Consider the following 18,212-nt stretch of genomic DNA (forward strand, 5'->3'; position numbering starts at 1 on the left):
CCGCCCCAGGGGCGGGTTGTCGCCTGCCCCGCCGACACAGCATCCCGGTGCCGCCTGACCCGACCTGACCGGCCGGCGCCGCAAGAGAGGAACGACATGACCGAACTCGAATTCAAATCGCTGGCCGACCAGGGCTACAACCGCATTCCGATCATCGCCGAGGCGCTGGCGGACCTGGAAACGCCGCTGTCGCTGTACCTGAAGCTGGCCCAGTCGCAGACACGCGGCGTGAACACCTTCCTGCTGGAATCGGTGGTCGGCGGCGAGCGCTTCGGCCGCTACTCGTTCATCGGCCTGCACGCCCGCACGCTGATCCGCGCCTACGGCCAGCGCGCCGAGGTGGTCACCGACGGCAAGGTCGTGGAAACCCATGAGGGCAACCCGCTCGACTTCATCGCCGCGTTCGAGCAGCGCTTCAAGGTGGCGCTGCGCCCGGGCCTGCCCCGCTTCTGCGGCGGCCTGGCCGGCTACTTCGGCTACGACGCCGTCCGCTATATAGAGAAGAAGCTGGCCGACACGCAGAAGCCCGACGACCTGGGCCTGCCCGACATCCAGCTGCTGCTGTGCGAGGAACTGGCGGTCATCGACAACCTCTCCGGCAAGCTCTACCTGATCGTCTACGCCGACCCGACCACGCCCGAGGCCTATCCGCGCGCCCGCCAGCGCCTGCGCGAGCTGCGCATGAAGCTGCGCCAGCCGGTGGACGTGCCCGTGACGAGCCCCTCGGTGCAGACCGACGTCTACCGCGAGTTCGCCAAGGCCGACTACCTGAGCGCCGTGCACAAGGCCAAGGAGTACATCATGGCCGGCGACATGATGCAGGTGCAGGTGGGCCAGCGCCTGATGAAGCCGTACCGCGACTCGCCGCTGTCGCTGTACCGCGCGCTGCGCTCGCTGAACCCGTCGCCGTACATGTATTTCTACAACTTCGGCGATTTCCAGGTGGTGGGCGCCTCGCCCGAGATCCTGGTGCGGCAGGAGACACGCAAGGTGGGCGGCACGAACGGCGACGGCGACACCGCGCGCATCGTCACGATCCGCCCGCTGGCCGGCACCCGCCCGCGCGGCAGCACGCCCGAGCGCGACGCCCAACTGGCCCACGAACTGCTCAACGACCCGAAGGAGATCGCCGAACACGTGATGCTGATCGACCTGGCGCGCAACGACATCGGCCGGATTGCCGAGACCGGCACGGTCAAGGTCACCGACAAGATGGTGATCGAGAAGTACTCGCACGTGCAGCACATCGTCAGCTCGGTGGAAGGCACGCTGCGCGACGGCATCAGCAACCTCGACGTGCTGCGCGCCACGTTCCCGGCCGGCACGCTGTCCGGCGCGCCGAAGGTGCACGCCATGGAAATCATCGACGAGCTGGAACCGCGCAAGCGCGGCATCTACGGCGGCGCCGTGGGCTACCTCTCGTTCGGCGGCGAAATGGACCTGGCAATCGCCATCCGGACCGGCGTGATCAAGGACGGCAACCTCTATGTGCAGGCCGCCGCCGGCATCGTGGCGGATTCCGACCCCGAAGCCGAATGGAAGGAAACCGAAGCCAAGGCGCGTGCCGTGATCCGCGCCGCAGAACAGGTCCAGGACGGCCTGGACGCCGACCTCTGAGCCCCGGGAGAGATGACATGCTGCTGATGATCGACAACTACGACTCGTTCACCTACAACCTCGTCCAGTATTTCGGCGAACTCGGGGCCGACGTGCGGACCTACCGCAACGACGAGATCACGATCGCCGATATCGAGGCGCTGAACCCGGACCACATCTGCGTCTCGCCCGGCCCGTGCAGCCCGCGCGAAGCCGGCATTTCGGTGGAAGTGCTCAAGCACTTCGCCGGCAGGAAGCCGCTGCTGGGCGTGTGCCTGGGCCACCAGGCCATCGGCGAGGCATTTGGCGGAAAAGTGATCCGCGCCAAGCAGGTGATGCATGGCAAGGTCAGCCAGATCGAAACCACGCAGGAAGGCGTGTTCGCCGGCCTGCCCCGGCACTTCGACGTCACGCGCTATCATTCGCTGGCCATCGAGCGCGAGACGCTGCCCGAGTGCCTGGAAGTCACGGCCTGGACACCCGACGGCGAGATCATGGGCGTGCGCCACAAGACGCTGAACGTCGAGGGCGTGCAGTTCCATCCGGAGTCGATCCTGTCCGAACACGGCCATGCGCTGCTGGCCAATTTCATCAAGGCCCCGCGATGAGGCGCGCCGACTTCACCGCCTACGCCCCCTCCGCCGCCCCTGCCCAAAAAATTGAAGAAACCGCCATGTCCATCACGCCCCAGGAAGCGCTGACCCGCTGCATCGAGCACCGCGAGATCTTTCATGACGAGATGCTGCATCTGATGCGGCAGATCATGCAGGGCCAGATCAGCCCGGTGATGGCCGCCGCCATCCTGACCGGCCTGCGCGTCAAGAAAGAGACGATCGGCGAGATCTCGGCCGCCGCGCAGGTCATGCGCGAGTTCGCCAACCATGTGAGCGTCAGCGACCGCGAGAACTTCGTCGACATCGTGGGCACCGGCGGCGACGGCTCGCACACGTTCAACATCTCCACGGCGTCGATGTTCGTGGCCGCCGCCGCTGGCGCGAAGATCGCCAAGCACGGCAACCGTGGCGTTTCGTCCAAATCGGGCAGCGCGGACGTGCTCGAAGCGCTCGGCGTGAACATCCTGCTGACGCCCGACCAGGTGGGCCAGTGCATCGAGCAGACCGGCATTGGCTTCATGTTCGCGCCCACGCACCACCCGGCCATGAAGAACGTGGCGCCGATCCGCAAGGAGATGGGCGTGCGCACGATCTTCAACATCCTGGGGCCGCTGACCAACCCGGCCGATGCGCCAAACATCCTGATGGGCGTGTTCCACCCCGACCTGGTCGGTATCCAGGTGCGCGTGATGGAACGGCTGGGCGCCAGGCACGCGATCGTGGTCTACGGCAAGGACGGCATGGACGAGGTCTCGCTGGGCGCCGCCACGCTGGTGGGCGAACTCAAGGACGGCGAGGTGCGCGAGTACGAGATCCATCCGGAAGACTTCGGCCTGTCGATGATCTCGAACCGGGGCCTGAAGGTGGCCGACGCCACGGAATCAAAGGAAATGCTATTGGAAGCGCTCGGCAACGTGCCGGGAACGCCGCGCGAGATCGTCACGCTGAATGCCGGCACGGCGCTGTACGCCGCCAACGTGGCCAGCTCGATCGAAGACGGCATCGAACGCGCCCGCGAGGCCATCGCCAGCGGCGCCGCCCGCGAGAAGCTCGACCAGTTCGTGCGCGCCACGCAGCAATTCAAGTAAATCGCCATGTCCGACATTCTCGACAAGATCCTGGCCGTCAAGGCCGACGAAGTGAACGCCGCGCGCAAGAAGCGCGATCTCCCCAGCCTGCGCGCCGAGGCCGAAGCGCTGCGCGCCGAACCGGGCCTGGCGCCGCGCGGCTTCGAACGCGCGCTGCGCGACAAGATCGCCGCCGGCCACGCCGGGGTGATCGCCGAGGTCAAGAAGGCGTCGCCGTCCAAGGGCGTGCTGCGCGAGAACTTCGTGCCCGAAGCCATCGCCGAAAGCTACGCCACGCACGGCGCGGCCTGCCTCTCGGTGCTGACCGACGTCAATTTCTTCCAGGGCCACGCCGATTTCCTGAAGCGCGCCCGGGGTGCCTGCCCGCTGCCCGCGCTGCGCAAGGACTTCATGGTTGACCTGTATCAGGTCTACGAGGCCCGCACCTGGGGGGCCGACGCCATCCTGCTGATCGTGGCCGCGCTCGACCACGGCCTGATGGCCGAACTCGAAGCCTGCGCGCACGAACTGGGCATGGACGTGCTCGTGGAAGTTCACGGCGCCGACGAACTCGACGCCGCGCTGCGCCTCCGGACGCCGCTGGTGGGCGTGAACAACCGCAACCTGCGCACGTTCGAGGTGTCGCTCGACAACACGCTGGCCCTGCTGCCGCAGATGCCGGCGGAGCGGCTGGTGGTGACCGAATCGGGCATCCTCGGCCCGGCCGATGTCCAGCGCATGCGTGATGCCAACGTCAACGCGTTCCTGGTGGGCGAGGCGTTCATGCGCGCGCCGGAACCGGGCGTGGAACTGGCGCGGCTGTTTGCCTGAGCGGTTGCATCGATGGCCATCGAACTCGAACTGAAACTCGCCGTCCCGGACGCCGCGCTGGCCGCCGTGGCCGCGTGGCTCGACGCCAACGGGCAGGCGCGGGGCGAAACGACGCTGCTGAACGTCTACCTCGACACGCCCGCGCGCGATCTGGCGCGGGCCCGCGCCGCGCTGCGGCTGCGCAAGAAGGGCCAGCAGTGGCTGCAGACACTGAAGACGGCGGGCACCAGCAGCGGCGGGCTGGCTGCGCGCCACGAGTGGGAAACCGAGATCGGCGGCGAAGCGATCGACCTCGACCGCTTTCCGGACGAGGCGCGCGCCGTGCTGGCGCCGTTGCAGGGCCTGGCGCCGGTGTTCCGGACCGATTTCACACGCCGCATCTGGATCGTGGAACAGGATGGCGAGCGCATCGAGGCGGCGCTCGATACCGGCTCGATCACGGCGCCCGGCAACGGGAGCGCCGAGCGCATCCAGGAACTCGAACTCGAATGGCTGCCGCGCGATGGCGCTGACGATGCCACCGGCGTGGCCGCGCTGCGCGCCCTCGGCGAACGGCTCGGCCAGGCGGCCGCGCTGACGCCCTCCGACCTCAGCAAGGCCGCACGCGGCTACCGGCTCTCCGATCCTTCCTCCCCTTCCGCCTGAGCCGTTCGATGCAGACCGATCTTTTCGCCACCGACACCCCGCTTTCCTCCCCCGCCGCAGCGGTGGCCAGCCTGCAGGAACAGGTCGATGCCCTGCCCGCCGGCTGGCGCAAGCTGCTGGCCCCCTGCCTCGGCAATGCCGACTGGCGGGCGCTCTGCGCCTTTGTCGATGGCGAACGCGCGGCCGGCAAGCCAGTGTTCCCGCATACGGTCTTCCACGCGCTGCACCTGACGCCGCCCGAGGCGGTGCAGGTGGTGATCCTCGGCCAGGACCCGTATCACGGCACCGGCACGGTGGGCGGCAAGGAAATCCCGCAGGCCCACGGGCTGGCGTTTTCGGTGCCCGACGGCATCAAGGTGCCGCCGAGCCTGCGCAACATCTTCAAGGAAATCGGCGCCGAATACGGCGTGGAACCAGTGCGCGCCTCGGGCAACCTCGAAGGCTGGGCGCGCCAGGGTGTGCTGCTGCTCAACACGGTGCTGACCGTCGAGCAAGCCAACGCGGCCAGCCACGCCAAGCGCGGCTGGGAAGCGGTGACCGACTGCCTGATCCACGCGCTGGCCGCCGCGCGCCCTAACCTCGTCTTCATGCTCTGGGGCAGCCATGCGCAGGCCAAGCGGGCGTTGCTCGCCGGGCAAACCCACTGCGTGCTCGAAGCGCCGCATCCGTCGCCGCTGTCAGCGCATCGCGGGTTCCTGGGATGCGGGCATTTCCGGCAGGCCAATCAGTGGCTGGAAGGGCATGGGCGGCCGGGGATTGACTGGCTGAATGCCTAGGCGGTCGGGCCGAAGGTGAACGCGGCGAAGGTTTGGGGCGCCACGCTTTCCTGATCGACCTTCGCCACCTCCGCCGCCGGCGGCCCCTGTTCCATCCAGCGCCGCAGCGCCGCCAGTTGGTCCGGCGACCCCGTGGCGACCACTTCCACCGTGCCATCGGTGCGATTCCTGACCCACCCCGTCAGACCGAGTGACGTGGCGCATGCCTCACACGCGGCGCGATAGCCGACGCCCTGCACGCGGCCGTGGGCGAACAGGTGCCAGGTTTCCGAGGGGGCTGTCATGAAAAACTCCTTACCTAGGTAAACTACCTAGTCGGTTTGGGCGTTAGGGTTGGGGCAGGTGTCAGGAGCATACGACGCCTTGGCCCTCACCCCCAGCCGCCTCGCGCACCGTTGGTGGTCTCCCCTCTCCCGGCCTGCGGGAGAGGGGCGGGGGAGAGGGCAAGCCGTACGTTCTTGGCCACGCTGGTCAGGGCTGGATGCGCTGGCCCTCTCCCCCAACCCCTCTCCCGCCTTGCGTGAGAGGGGAGCAAACCCAAAGGCGTATCGATGCCACCAACGCCCCGCACCCCGCCCCCGGGCTACACCGCCCCGCTGCTGACCGCGCCGCCGAACCGGTTCGACTTCGCGCTGCTGCCGATCATCCTGGCCGTGATCGTGATCGTCGCGTACGCCGCGCAGCAGATGCACGTGCCCTACCAGCCCGGCCAGGACCTGGCCATCCACCTCGAACCCGGCTGGCTGCCCTACTACCTGATGCGCACCAGCATCCGCATGCTCGCGGCGCTGGGAGCCTCGCTGGTGTTCTCGTTCGCGTTCGCCGCACTGGCCACGCGCAGCCGCACCGCCGAGAAGATCATGGTGCCGGCGCTGGACATCCTGCAGTCCATTCCGGTGCTCGGCTTCCTGTCCGTCACCGTGACCGGCTTCATCGCGCTGTTCCCGGGCAACCTCGCCGGGGTGGAGTGCGCGGCAATCTTCGCCATCTTCACCTCGCAGGCGTGGAACATGGCGTTCAGCCTGTACCAGTCGTTCCGCACCATCCCGGGAGACCTGCTCGAAGCCGCCACGATGTTCCGGCTCTCGGCATGGCAGCGCTTCTGGCGGCTCGAAGTGCCGTACGCCATGCCGGGCCTGCTCTGGAACATGATGATGTCGATGTCGGGCGGCTGGTTCTTCGTGGTGGCGTCCGAGGCCATTTCCGTCTCGGGCCGCGACATCCGCCTGCCCGGCATCGGGTCGTACATTGCGCTGGCGATCCAGCAGCAGGACCTGGCCGCCATCGGCTGGGCAATCCTGGCCATGCTGGTGGGCATCCTGATCTACGACCAGTTCCTGTTCCGGCCGCTCGTGGCCTGGGCCGACCGGTTCCGCTTCGAGACGCTGGCGCAGGACGCCGCCCCGCAATCGTGGCTGCTGAACCTGCTGCGCCGCTCGGCCTGGGTCCACGCGCTGCTCGCGCGCACCGCCGCGCTGGCCGCACGCACGCTGGCGTGGAGTGCACGCCGGCGCCGCGTGGTGGCCCGGCCCCAGGTTTCCGCCCGATGGCACCCGTGGCTCGACCGCCTGCGCGACGCACTGATCGTCGCCGTGGCGCTGGCCGCACTCTGGCGCGTGGTGCTTTTCGTCCAGGGCGAGGTGGGCTGGGCCGAGGCCCTGCACGTGCTCTGGCTCGGCGCGCTGACGATGCTGCGCGTGGTGGTGCTGATCGCGCTGGCGGCGCTGGTCTGGGTGCCGATCGGCATCCGCATCGGCCTGAACCCCGCCGCCGCGCGCATTGCCCAGCCCATCGCGCAGTTCATGGCGGCGTTCCCGGCCAACCTGATGTTCCCGCTGGCGGTGATGGCAATCGTCCGGTTCGGCCTGAACCCCGAGATCTGGCTCAGCCCGCTGATGATCTTCGGCACCCAGTGGTACATCCTGTTCAACGTGGTGGCCGGCGCGTCGGGCATCCCGGCCGAGCTGCGGCTGGCCGCGCGCAACTTCGGGCTGCGGGGCTGGCTGCTGTGGCGGCGCTTCCTGATCCCGGCCGTGTTCCCGAGCCTGCTGACCGGGCTGGTCACGGCGGCGGGGGGCTCGTGGAACGCGAGCATCGTGTCCGAGTACGTGACCTGGGGCGACCGCACGCTCGTGGCCACCGGCCTCGGCAGCTACATCGCCGAGATGACGGCGCGCGGCGACTTTCCGCGCATCGCGCTGGGCATCTGCGTGATGGCGCTGTTCGTGGTGGGCTGCAACCGGCTGGTCTGGAACCGGCTGTTCGACCTCGCCCAGTCACGCAACCGGCTCTGAAGCGCCAAGTTTTAAGGAAACGACGATGGCTCTGCATGACAACACCCAGGCAGCCCCGGTCATTGCGCTCGAGGGGGTGGGCAAGATGTTCCGCACGGCCGACGGTGCCGACCGCGCGGTGCTCGAAGGCGTGGACCTGACGCTGCGCGAGGGCGAGATCGTGGCGATGCTCGGCAAATCCGGCTCGGGCAAATCGACGTTGCTGCGGATCATGGCCGGGCTGGTCGGCGCGGACCGTGGCACCGTGCAGTTCCGGGGCCGGCCGCTGCAGGGGGCGGCCGAGGGGATCGCCATGGTGTTCCAGTCGTTCGCGCTGTTCCCGTGGCTGACGGTGCAGCAGAACGTCGAACTCGGCCTCGAAGCCCAGGGCGTGGCCGGGCCGGAGCGCACGCGGCGGGCCGAGGCGGCGATCGACATGATCGGCCTGTCGGGCTTCAACAGCGCCCTGCCGCGCGAGCTGTCGGGCGGCATGCGCCAGCGCGTGGGCATTGCCCGGGCGCTGGTGACCGAGCCGGACCTGTTGCTGATGGACGAAGCCTTCTCGGCGCTCGACGTGCTGACCGGCGAGACGCTGCGCGACGAGATGCTGGGCCTGTGGCAGTCAGGGCGCGCCAACATCCGCAGCATCCTGATCGTCTCGCACAACATCGAGGAAGCGGTGATGATGGCGGATCGCATCGTGATCCTGTCGAGCGATCCGGGCCGCGTGCGTGCCGAGGTGCCCGTGCCGTTCCCGCGCCCCCGCAACCGCGACGACGCCCAGGTGCGCGCGCTGGTCGACGAGGTCTACACGCTGATGACCTCGCCGGCCACGCCGGGGCCGCGGGTGCCGGCCGCCACCGCCGCGCAGGCGCTGGGCTATCGCCTGCCCGACGCCGACATCGGCCAGATGGAAGCCGTGCTCGACCTGCTCCACGAATCCCCGTTCTTCGGCCGCGCCGACCTGCCGCACCTGGCCGCCGAAGCGGGCCTGACCGACGACGACCTGCTGCCCGCCTGCGAAGCCATGCAACTGCTCGGCCTGGCGCACATCGAACGCGGCGACATCTCGGCCACCGCGCTGGGCCGCGTCTACTATCAGACCCCGCCGCCCGAACGCAAGGTGCTGTTCGGCAAGCAGTTGCTGGCCCACGTGGCGCTGGCCGCCCATATCCGCCGCGAACTGGAGGAAAGTGAGCACGGGGAAGTGGGCGAGGAAGCGGTACTGCGCGAACTGGAGGCGTACCTGAAGCCCGAGGAAGCCGAAACCGTGCTGCGCATCGCCATCGATTGGGGACGCTTCGGCGAGGTGTACGGGTATTCGCTGCACAGCGGCATGCTGATGCTGCCCGATCTGGTGCCTTCGGCGTAAGTCTGGCGCTGGCTTGCGGCCCTCTCTCCCGCAACGCGGCAGAGGGGAGAAAACAAAAGCGGTGGGACGAACGCTACCGCTTCCGCAGCGGCGTCCTGACCGCGTGGCCGATGGCCCCGGTCCGCAGCGCGATCTTGGCCGTGTCCTCGCGCAGCGCGCGCAACCGGCGCTCCAGCAGCGCGTTGGCGGCGCGGCCGGACGAACTGGCCTTGGAGGCCGCGCTTTCTTCCTGCGATTTCTGTAGCGGCTCGTCCGCGCCAATCTCCCCGGCGGCGGCGGCCTGCACCAGTTCGTCGGCGCGGCGGCGATCGGCGGAGTCGGCGATGCGGGCGCGGCGCTCGCTGGCGTCGTCGGCGGCGGCATCGGCGGCCGTGGACGGCGCGGTCTCGTGCACCAGATCCACCCCGGCCACGGCAGCCTCGGCCGGGCTGCGCACGAACCCCACGCCGGTCGATTCATGCCGCGCCTCGCCCGCCAGCCGCTCGCTGGCCAGCGTCAGCGATCGCAGCGCGGCGTCGGTAGCCTGCACGATGGCAGCCTCGGCGGCCGGGATATCCAGCTCGCCGTAGTACTGCCGCACCTGGATGCGCGCCGCGGCCACGTGCGCGGCCACCAGATAGTTCTGGTTGATGAAGCGGCTCAGGTTGTCGGCGGCCCGGTGGTGGCTGCGCGGCTCGTCGAGCATGCGCTGGACCGAGCCGATCAGCGTCGAGAGGTTGTCCATGAACTGCTTGCGCTGCACCCGGTACGCAAAGTCGTCGGGCGCCTTGCGGGTCAGCAGGTCGCGCGTGGCGGCAATGTAGCGGCGGTTGGCCTGCAGCACGTTCTCCACGAGCTTGGGAATCGAGCGGTACTCCCAGCTCGGCAGCACGAAGCTGAAAACCGACGCGATCACGCCGCCGATGATCGTGTCCACCAGCCGTTCGCCCACTACGGTCTGGCTGCCCGGCAGCAGCAGGTTGATCTGGATCAGCACCTGCACGCACGAGGCAATGGCCGAGTAGCGGTACTTGATCGTCACGAACGCCATGCTGGCGGCCAGCGCCACGTACAGGATGCCGATCAGCACCAGCGGCGCCTGCACCCAGCGCAGCACCGCCACGCTGATCACGCAGCCGATCAGCGTGCCGATCAGCCGGTCCTTGTAGCGCTGGCGCGTCATGCTGAAGTTGGGCTTCAGGATCACCACGATGGTCAGCAGGATCCAGTAGCCGTGTGATGAATAAGGCAGGCGCTCACCGATCCAGAGTCCCACCGCCACCGCCAGCGTGATGCGCATGGCGAAGCGGAAGGCCGGCGAGCGCCAGTGCAGGTTGTCGCGGATCACGCCCAGCTCGTAGCGCTGCCGCGTCAGGAACGGCGTCATGTCCGAGCCGGGCAGGACCTGCGCCGGCTCCACCGGCGTGCGCGACGCCTCGTGCAGTTGCCCCAGCAGCGTGATGGCGCCGCGGATCATCTCCAGCGTCTCCTGCAGTGCAGCCATCGCCACCGGCGACACATGGTGGTGGCGCAACTGGTCGATCTCCGACTCGACGGCGCGCAGGTCCGCGCCGTAGTCGAACGCGCTGTACGACGGCTTGCCGCGCGTGATGTCGTAGGCGATCTCTTCCAGGTCCTTGCCCAGCCCCTGCACCAGCCGGCGCAGGCCGTCCAGCACCGGCGTGCCGCCGAACGTCTGGCGCAGCAGCGGATAGTCGGTATTGGTCGACAGCAGGAATTCGTAGAGGTCGAGCATGCGCAGGTGCACCTGCACCAGCAGGCCGTCATGCCGGGTGCGGTTGCCGCGCAGCACCATGTCGCGCGCCGCCTGCTGGCGCTCGGCCACCACGCTCTGCTGGCGTACCAGCCGGTTGAACTGTTCCTCGTAATCGGTACCGGCGTCGTAGAAGGCCGCCTTGATGTCGAGGAAGCTCGCCATCTCGTAGAGCGATTCGGCCAGCACCTGCTGGCGCGTGCGGCGCTCGGTGACCCAGCTCACCCCCATCGCATAGACGAGGTACGACAGGGCGCCGATCCCGAACTGGGCCGAATGCACCAGCGCCTGCTCCACGCCCAGTTCCTCGCCGCTGGTCAGCGTCATGACGAACAGCATCGAGAACTGCAGCGACATGGTCTTGTTGCCGTACACCGTCAGCATGCCGGCCATGAACGTGACCAGCACCAGCACGAACGGCAGCGCATGCTGGAACGGCGTGACCAGCGCCACCATCGCCGTGACCGCCGTGCACAGCAGCACGCTGGCCAGCATCTCGTTGAACTTGTGGTTCAGCGGGTTCGGCAGGTCCATCAGGCTCGTGCAGAGCGCCCCGACCGACACCACCATGGCGCTGGGCAGGTCGAGGAACTGCATGGCGGCCAGCGTGATGCCGATCACGCCCGTGGCCGAGCGCAGACCCCGGTAGAGGTAGTGCGAGTAGAGGAACGTGCGGGGATCGTGCGCGTATTCCATGAAACGATGCGGCCGGTGAATGGGTGCAGATACCGTCACCTCGCGGGCGACGGCACCCCGACAGGCAGGTTACTGGCCGAGCCAGCGCGAGCGTCCCGCATGCTTGTCAGCCTCGACGGACACCTTGTACTGCACAGCCGGCTCGCGCGCCAGCGTCACCGGCAGCACGTGCAGCTCGTCGCGCCGGAACACGTGCAGCGCCACGTCATCGCCCGGACGGTAGCGCCCCAGCAGCTTGTCGAGCTGGCCCGGTGCCACGCGCAGGCCATCCACGGCGGCCAGCAGGTCGCCGGCCGACAGTCCGCCCCGCTGCCCCGCACCGTTGTCGAGCACCTGCGTCACGCGCACCCAGCCATCCTCGGTGCGGGTCTTGATGCCCAGCGCCGCCGTGGCCGCCGGCTTCTGCGTCTCGGCCCGGATGCCGAACGCGCGGAACAGCGGCGCCAGGCCGATCTCGCCCGTTCCCTCGGTCAGCGCGCGCAGCAGGCTGCCGAGCTTCAGGCCCGAAATCTCGTCGAACAGCGCATGGACTTCGGCCTCGGTCACGCCGCGCTGGCGGGCGCCCGGCGCGTAGAAGTCGCGCCCGTACCGTTGCCAGAGCGCGCGCATCACATCGTCCAGCGATTTGCGGCCACGCGTCTTCTCGCGGATCGTCAGGTCCAGCGCCAGTGCCACCAGCGACCCCTTGGTGTAGTAGCTGACGATGGCGTTCGGCGCGTTCTCGTCCTGGCGATAGTATTTCGTCCACGCGTCGAAGGCGCTCTCGGCCACGCTCTGCTTGGTCCGGCCGTTGCCGCGCAGCACGCCGTTCCAGGTCTTGGCCAGCATGTCCACGTACTGCTTCTCGGTGACCAGCCCGGTGCGGACCAGGATCAGGTCGTCGTAGTAGCTCGTAAAACCTTCAAAAAGCCAGAGCAGCGGCGAATATGTTTCCTGCGCCAGCTGGTACGGCACATAGGCCGCCGGCTTGATCCGCTTGACGTTCCAGGTGTGGAAATATTCGTGGCTGCACAGGCCCAGGAACGTGCGATAGCCTTCGCTCTGTTCGCTGCTGCCCTTGACCGGCAGATCGTTGCGGGCGCACATCAGCGCCGTGCTGGCGCGGTGTTCCAGTCCGCCGTAGCCATCGGTCGTGACCATGGTCATGAACACGTAGCGGCGGTTGCTGTCGAGCATCGGCGCCCGGGCGGTGCGCGGTTCGAACAGCCGGATCTGCGCCTCGCAGATCTGCTTCAGGTCGCGGCACACGCGCTGGATGTCGAGCTGCGGCACGCGGCCCGTGAACACCACGTCGTGCTGCACGCCGCAGGCCCGGAAGCTGGCCAGCTCGAACGTGCCCATCTCCACGGGGTGGTCGATCAGTTCGTCGTAGTCGGCGGCCTGGTAGCGGCCGAAGCCGTAGCGGCGCGCGCCGCCCTGACCCCTGGCCTCGGGCAGCGACGTGGCCACGCGCCAGTCGGCAAAGCGCTCGCCGGCCGGGGCGTGGATGTCCACCGTGCACGGCTGGTCGTCCTGGCCCACCACGCGCAGGAACACCGAGCTGCCGTTGTAGAAGCCGTGCGTGGTGTCCAGGTGTGCGGCGCGCACCGACAAATCCCAGGCGTAGACCTCGTAGCTCAGCGTCAGCGGACCGGCACCGGCGGCCAGCGGCGCGGCCTGCCAGGTCTGCTTGTCGAGCTTGGTCAGCGGCACGGGCACGCCGCCGGCATCGGCGCGGATGCGCACGATGTTGCGGGCGAAATCCCGGATCATGTAGCTGCCGGGAATCCACGCGGGTAGCGTGAAGACCTGGCCGGCAGCGTCGGGAACATCCACCGTCACGGTGACGGCGAACAGGTGGGCTTCGGGTTGAAGCGGGGCGATGGCGTAGCGGATCGGCGTCATGGTTGCGAATTGTAGCGCCCCGTTCCGAAAGGCGGCGGGAACGTCGCTCCGCGCAGACTCTGTCGCGGTCAGCCGTTCACGTCCACCACCACGCGGCCGCGCATGCCGCCCTCCACGATCTTGCGGCCGGCGTCGGCGGCCTCGGCCAGCCTGATCTCGCGCGTGATGGCCTGCAGCCGGTCGGGGGCAAGGTCCTGCGCCAGCCGCTTCCACGCGGTCTCGCGCAGCGGCATCGCCGCCATCACGCTGTCGATGCCGGCCAGCGTCACGCCGCGCAGGATGAACGGCGCCACCGACGCCGGGAAGTCCATGCCCTGCGCCAGCCCGCACGCCGTGACCACGCCGCCGTAGCGCACCTGCGCGCACGCATTGACCAGCGTGTGCGAGCCGACCGAATCGACCACCGCCGCCCAGCGCTCCTTCTGCAGCGGCTTGCCCGGCACGCCCAGTTCGGCACGGTCGATGACCTCGGCGGCGCCCAGCGCGCGCAGGAAATCGGCCTCGCCGGTCTTGCCGGTCGAGGCGGTCACGCGATAGCCAAGCTTCGACAGGATGGCAATCGCCACCGATCCCACCCCGCCCGAGGCGCCCGTGACCAGCACGTCGCCATCGCCGGGCCGCACCGGGCCGTTCACGCCGCCGCGCTCCAGTGCGAGCACCGACAGCATCGCCGTGTAGCCGGCCGTGCCGATCGCCATCGCCTGGCGCGTGGTGAACGCGTCGGGCAGCTTCACGAGCCACTCGCCCTTGAGCTTCGCGCGCTGCGCCAGGCAGCCCCAGTGGGTCTCGCCCACGCCGTAGCCGTTCAGCACCACGCGCTCGCCGGTCTTCCAGCGCGGATCGTCCGAGGACAGCACCGTGCCGGCGCCGTCGATACCGGCCACCATCGGCCATTTGCGCACCACCGGCGAGCGGCCCGTGATCGCCAGTCCGTCCTTGAAGTTGATCGTCGAATAATCGACGGCCACGAGCACGTTGCCGTCCTCGGGCAGCTGGTTTTCGTCGATCCGCGTCACTTCCGCCTGCGTCTTGCCATCGGCCTGGGTCAGCAGCAGTGCCTGGAACGTCATGTCGGTGTCTCCGTTATGAATATGTGGTGCGCGTCGCCATGCAAAACGGCCGGACTGGTCCGGCCGCTTCGGGCAGCCGGATCAGTCCGGCATCGTTATTTCTTCAAACTGGCGAGCTTGCGTTCGAGCGTGGCGGCGTCGGCCGCGCCGGGAATGCGCGTGCCGTCGGTGAAGAACACCGCCGGCGTGCCATTGATGTTCAGGCTCTGCCCCAGCGCCAGGTTCTGGTCGACCGGCGTGCTGCAACTGCCGTTGCCGCTCAGCGCGGTGTGGTTCAGCATCCAGTCGCGCCAGGCCTTGGTGCGGTCCGCCGAGCACCAGACCTGCCTGGACTTGACCGTCGAATCGGGCGACAGCACCGGGTACAGGAAGGTGTAGACCGTGATGTTGTCCATCTGCTGGAAGGTCTGCTCGATCTTCTTGCAATACCCGCAGTTCGGATCGGAGAACACCGCCACGGTGCGGCTGCCATCGCCCTTTGTCCATTTGATGGCGCGCGCCAGCGGCAGGTCGGCCCACTTGATCTTGTTGATCTCGGCCAGGCGCTCTTCGGTCAGGTTCGTATTGGTCCTGGTGTCGATCAGCTCGCCGTTGAGGATATAGCGGCCGCTGGCGTCGGTATAGACGATCTGGCCCGAGACATTGACCTCGTACAGGCCCGGCAGCGGCGATTTGGTCACGCCCTTGACCTCGGCGCGGCCGCCCAGCATCTTCTGGATCGACGCCTTGATCTTGTCCGTACCCGGCTCGTCCGCGGCCAGCGCGTGAAGGGCGTATCCGGCGGCGGCCACACCGCCCGCCAGCGCGGCGAGGGTGGCAACGCGGGCGGATCGGCGGCGGAACAGTTGCAGCATAGTGACTCCAGTTTCGGAAGGCCGGTCAGGCGCCGGCCCGGATAGATCGGTGATTCGGAAGGCGGCGGGCCGCCACGGCGGCCCCTGCCGGGATTGTCCGCCTAGCCCAGCGCCCGGCCAATCAGAAAACGCTTAAGCAGCCCCTGACCGCCCACGGCGCGCATGCCCAGGTTGCGCACCATCCGGGCCGGCGTGCCGGGCAGCGAGAACAGCCGGTGCAGCCCATCGGTGGCGGCGGTCAGCGAGAGCAGGTCCGTGGCGCGCGCCCGCTCGTAGCGGCGCAGCAGGCGCAGGTCGCCCTCGGGGCGGAACGATTCTTTGTCGGCCATCACGCGGCCAAGTTCCACCACGTCGCGCAGGCCCAGGTTCATGCCCTGCCCGGCCAGCGGATGCACCACATGCGCCGCATCGCCCACCAGCGCGATATGCGGCATCACGAACTGCTCGGCACGCTGCAGCACCAGCGGAAAACCTTGCGCCGGCGTGATGCAACGCAAGGCGCCGAACCGTGCGCCCACGGCGCCGCTGGCCATCTGCGCCACCGTGGCGGCCAGTGCCTCGGGCGACAGCGCCAGCAGATCGCGCGCATGGGCCTCGTCGGCGGACCAGACCATCGACACGCGGTTGCCGGGCAGCGGCAGCATCGCCAGGATCTCGCCGTTGGCGGGCTCCTCGTCGGCCATCAGCTTCTCGGGCGCGCCCAGGAACCATTGCCACGCCGTTTCCTGATGGGGCAATTCGCAAGTAAAGTTGGCCACCACGCCCAGTTGGCGATAGCGCCGCTGCGTGGTGGCGATGTGGCACTGCTGCCGCACCCAGGACCGCGCCCCGTCGGCGCCCACCACGCAGTTGGCGCGCACCCGGGCGCCGCTGGCCAGCGTCAGCGTGACACCGTCGATATCGCGCGCCAGCTCGTCGGCGGTCTCGTCGAACCATTTCACCTGGTGCTGGAAGCGCAGCGCGGTATCGAGCACCCGCTCGACGTGGCCCGATTCGATGATCCATGCCAGTTGCGGCACGGCGGCGGCATAGGCCGAGAAATGAAGGTCGCCATGCGGCGACGGCCGGTCCTCGCCGGCGCTCTCGTCGCCAAAGATGCGCATGTCGCGCACCGGCTGGACCCGCGCCGGGTCGAGGGCCTCCCAGACCCTCAGCCGTTCGAGCAGCGCCTGCGAACTGGCCGAGAACGCGTAGATGCGGCTGTCCCAGTCGTCCTCGCCGGTCCGGGCGGTGCCGGCCACGGGCCGGGGCGCCACCAGCGCCACCTGCATGCCCTGCTGGGCCAGCAACAGCGCGCACGCCTTGCCGACAATGCCACCGCCGACGACGGCGATCTGGAAGCGGGAGGTTGGATTCGACGACATATATATGGCGGCGGCGCGAGGCGCCGGCGCGGCGGGTCCGGACATGGCTGGATTATAGCGACGTGACGGGGGCGGCATTGCGCAGGGCGCCCCGCGCAAACCCCCTCGGCCGGGGACGCCCATCCGCTAGAATACGGGTTTCGCCATTTCCAGCCTGACACCATGAGCCTCAAATGCGGCATCGTCGGCCTGCCCAACGTCGGCAAGTCCACGCTGTTCAACGCCCTGACGAAAGCCGGCATCGCCGCCGAAAACTATCCGTTCTGCACCATCGAGCCCAACGTCGGGGTCGTGGAAGTGCCGGATGCGCGGCTTGCCAAGCTGGCCGAGATCGTCAAGCCCGAGCGGATCCTGCCGGCGACGGTCGAGTTCGTGGACATCGCTGGCCTGGTGGCCGGCGCCTCCAAGGGTGAAGGGCTCGGCAACCAGTTCCTCGCCAACATCCGCGAAACGGACGCCATCACCCACGTGGTGCGCTGCTTCGAGGACGAAAACGTGATCCACGTGGCCGGCAAGGTCGATCCGCTGTCCGACATCGAGGTCATCAACACCGAACTGGCGCTGGCCGACCTGGCCACCGTCGAGAAGGCCCACGCCCGCTACATCAAGCCGGCCCGCGCCGGCGACAAGGAAGCGCAGCGCCTGGTGGCCGTGCTGGAGAAGGCCCAGGCCGTGCTGGACCAGGCCAAGGCCGTGCGCACGCTGGATCTTGCACCCGAGGAATGGGAAGCCATCCGCCCGTTCTGCCTGATCACCGCCAAGCCCACGATGTACGTGGCCAACGTGCGTGAAGACGGCTTCGAGAACAACCCCCACCTCGACGCCGTGCGCGAGTACGCCAAGCAGACCAACTCCCCGGTCGTGGCCGTCTGCGCCGCCATCGAGGCCGAAATCGCCGACCTCGACGACGCCGACAAGGCCGAGTTCCTGGCCGACCTCGGCATGAGTGAACCGGGCCTGGACCGCGTGATCCGCGCCGGCTTCAAGCTGCTGGGCCTGCAGACGTACTTCACCGCCGGCGTGAAGGAAGTGCGCGCCTGGACGATCCACATCGGCGACACCGCCCCCAAGGCCGCCGGCGTGATCCACACCGACTTCGAACGCGGCTTCATCCGCGCCCAGACCATCGCCTACGACGACTACATCCAGTACAAGGGCGAATCCGGCGCCAAGGAAGCCGGCAAGATGCGCGCCGAAGGCAAGGAATACGTGGTGCATGATGGCGACGTGATGAACTTTTTGTTCAACGTCTGATTCGAGCAAACCATTTCAGGCGATTGCATCTGCTTGCAGATGCATCACTGAAATTGACGCAAAGCCCCGTAGATACGGGGCTTTTTCATTTCAGCTCGTTGCATGCAACGACACCTGATGGCGCTGCGTAAGTGAATACGGGCGTGTATATGAATCTTGCGCC

Annotated in this window: 15 protein-coding genes; 9 read left to right on the forward strand and 6 right to left on the reverse strand. The window is 68.3% G+C overall.

All coding sequences use genetic code 11. The annotated features are described in order from the left end of the window. The first annotated feature begins 96 nt into the window (after positions 1 to 96). From trpE to EV147_RS20285, 6 genes are all read left to right on the forward strand, one after another. Positions 97 to 1,617 (forward strand): anthranilate synthase component I, encoded by a 1,521-nt coding sequence (gene trpE, locus EV147_RS20260; RefSeq protein WP_130393027.1) that lies wholly within the window; start codon positions 97 to 99, stop codon positions 1,615 to 1,617. Positions 1,618 to 1,634: 17 nt separating this feature from the next. Further along, positions 1,635 to 2,204, forward strand: a complete 570-nt coding sequence (locus EV147_RS20265; RefSeq protein ID WP_130393028.1) for an aminodeoxychorismate/anthranilate synthase component II — start codon at positions 1,635 to 1,637, stop codon at positions 2,202 to 2,204. 65 nt (positions 2,205 to 2,269) lie between these two features. After that, a complete protein-coding gene (gene trpD / locus EV147_RS20270; RefSeq protein WP_130393029.1) occupies positions 2,270 to 3,298 on the forward strand; it encodes an anthranilate phosphoribosyltransferase in 1,029 nt (342 codons plus the stop codon). A 6-nt stretch (positions 3,299 to 3,304) separates the two neighbouring features. After that, complete coding sequence (gene trpC, locus EV147_RS20275; RefSeq protein WP_130393030.1) at positions 3,305 to 4,108, forward strand: indole-3-glycerol phosphate synthase TrpC; 804 nt, start codon at positions 3,305 to 3,307, stop codon at positions 4,106 to 4,108. Positions 4,109 to 4,120: 12 nt separating this feature from the next. Further along, a complete protein-coding gene (locus tag EV147_RS20280) occupies positions 4,121 to 4,753 on the forward strand; it encodes a CYTH domain-containing protein (RefSeq protein WP_130393031.1) in 633 nt (210 codons plus the stop codon). An 8-nt stretch (positions 4,754 to 4,761) separates the two neighbouring features. Continuing rightward, on the forward strand, positions 4,762 to 5,529 hold the full coding sequence (locus EV147_RS20285; protein WP_130393032.1) for a uracil-DNA glycosylase: 768 nt from the start codon (positions 4,762 to 4,764) through the stop codon (positions 5,527 to 5,529). Here the strand turns inward: EV147_RS20285 and EV147_RS20290 are convergent. Further along, positions 5,526 to 5,813 (reverse strand): acylphosphatase, encoded by a 288-nt coding sequence (locus EV147_RS20290; protein WP_130393033.1) that lies wholly within the window; start codon positions 5,811 to 5,813, stop codon positions 5,526 to 5,528. The genes EV147_RS20285 and EV147_RS20290 overlap by 4 nt on opposite strands. 267 nt (positions 5,814 to 6,080) lie before the next feature. Between EV147_RS20290 and EV147_RS20295 the strand changes: the two genes are divergently transcribed. Together EV147_RS20295 and EV147_RS20300 are read left to right on the forward strand one after the other, a co-directional pair. Beyond that, on the forward strand, positions 6,081 to 7,823 hold the full coding sequence (locus tag EV147_RS20295; RefSeq protein ID WP_130393034.1) for an ABC transporter permease: 1,743 nt from the start codon (positions 6,081 to 6,083) through the stop codon (positions 7,821 to 7,823). Positions 7,824 to 7,848: 25 nt separating this feature from the next. Beyond that, positions 7,849 to 9,174 carry an ABC transporter ATP-binding protein gene (locus EV147_RS20300; RefSeq protein ID WP_130393035.1) on the forward strand — a complete coding sequence of 442 codons (1,326 nt, stop codon included), beginning with the start codon at positions 7,849 to 7,851 and terminating at the stop codon, positions 9,172 to 9,174. A gap of 73 nt (positions 9,175 to 9,247) precedes the next feature. On the opposite strand, the gene EV147_RS20305 is transcribed toward EV147_RS20300, so the two are convergent. The 5 genes from EV147_RS20305 to EV147_RS20325 form a co-directional block, all read right to left on the reverse strand. Further along, positions 9,248 to 11,623, reverse strand: a complete 2,376-nt coding sequence (locus tag EV147_RS20305; RefSeq protein WP_130393036.1) for an FUSC family protein — start codon at positions 11,621 to 11,623, stop codon at positions 9,248 to 9,250. 69 nt (positions 11,624 to 11,692) lie between these two features. Continuing rightward, positions 11,693 to 13,507, reverse strand: coding sequence for a M61 family metallopeptidase (locus EV147_RS20310; RefSeq protein ID WP_130393037.1), 1,815 nt, complete (start codon positions 13,505 to 13,507; stop codon positions 11,693 to 11,695). 68 nt (positions 13,508 to 13,575) lie between these two features. Next, the gene (acuI, locus tag EV147_RS20315; protein ID WP_130393038.1) at positions 13,576 to 14,577 is read right to left on the reverse strand and encodes an acrylyl-CoA reductase (NADPH); all 1,002 of its coding nucleotides are present in this window, start codon (positions 14,575 to 14,577) and stop codon (positions 13,576 to 13,578) included. Between the two features lie 95 nt (positions 14,578 to 14,672). Further along, complete coding sequence (locus EV147_RS20320; protein WP_130393039.1) at positions 14,673 to 15,431, reverse strand: DsbC family protein; 759 nt, start codon at positions 15,429 to 15,431, stop codon at positions 14,673 to 14,675. 101 nt (positions 15,432 to 15,532) lie between these two features. Further along, positions 15,533 to 16,795 carry a UbiH/UbiF family hydroxylase gene (locus EV147_RS20325; protein WP_130393040.1) on the reverse strand — a complete coding sequence of 421 codons (1,263 nt, stop codon included), beginning with the start codon at positions 16,793 to 16,795 and terminating at the stop codon, positions 15,533 to 15,535. Between the two features lie 162 nt (positions 16,796 to 16,957). Between EV147_RS20325 and ychF the strand changes: the two genes are divergently transcribed. Next, positions 16,958 to 18,049, forward strand: a complete 1,092-nt coding sequence (gene ychF / locus EV147_RS20330) for a redox-regulated ATPase YchF (RefSeq protein WP_130393041.1) — start codon at positions 16,958 to 16,960, stop codon at positions 18,047 to 18,049. Positions 18,050 to 18,212: the final 163 nt, after the last annotated feature.

Source organism: Cupriavidus agavae (genome assembly GCF_004217045.1).
GTDB classification, from domain to species: Bacteria; Pseudomonadota; Gammaproteobacteria; order Burkholderiales; family Burkholderiaceae; genus Cupriavidus; species Cupriavidus agavae.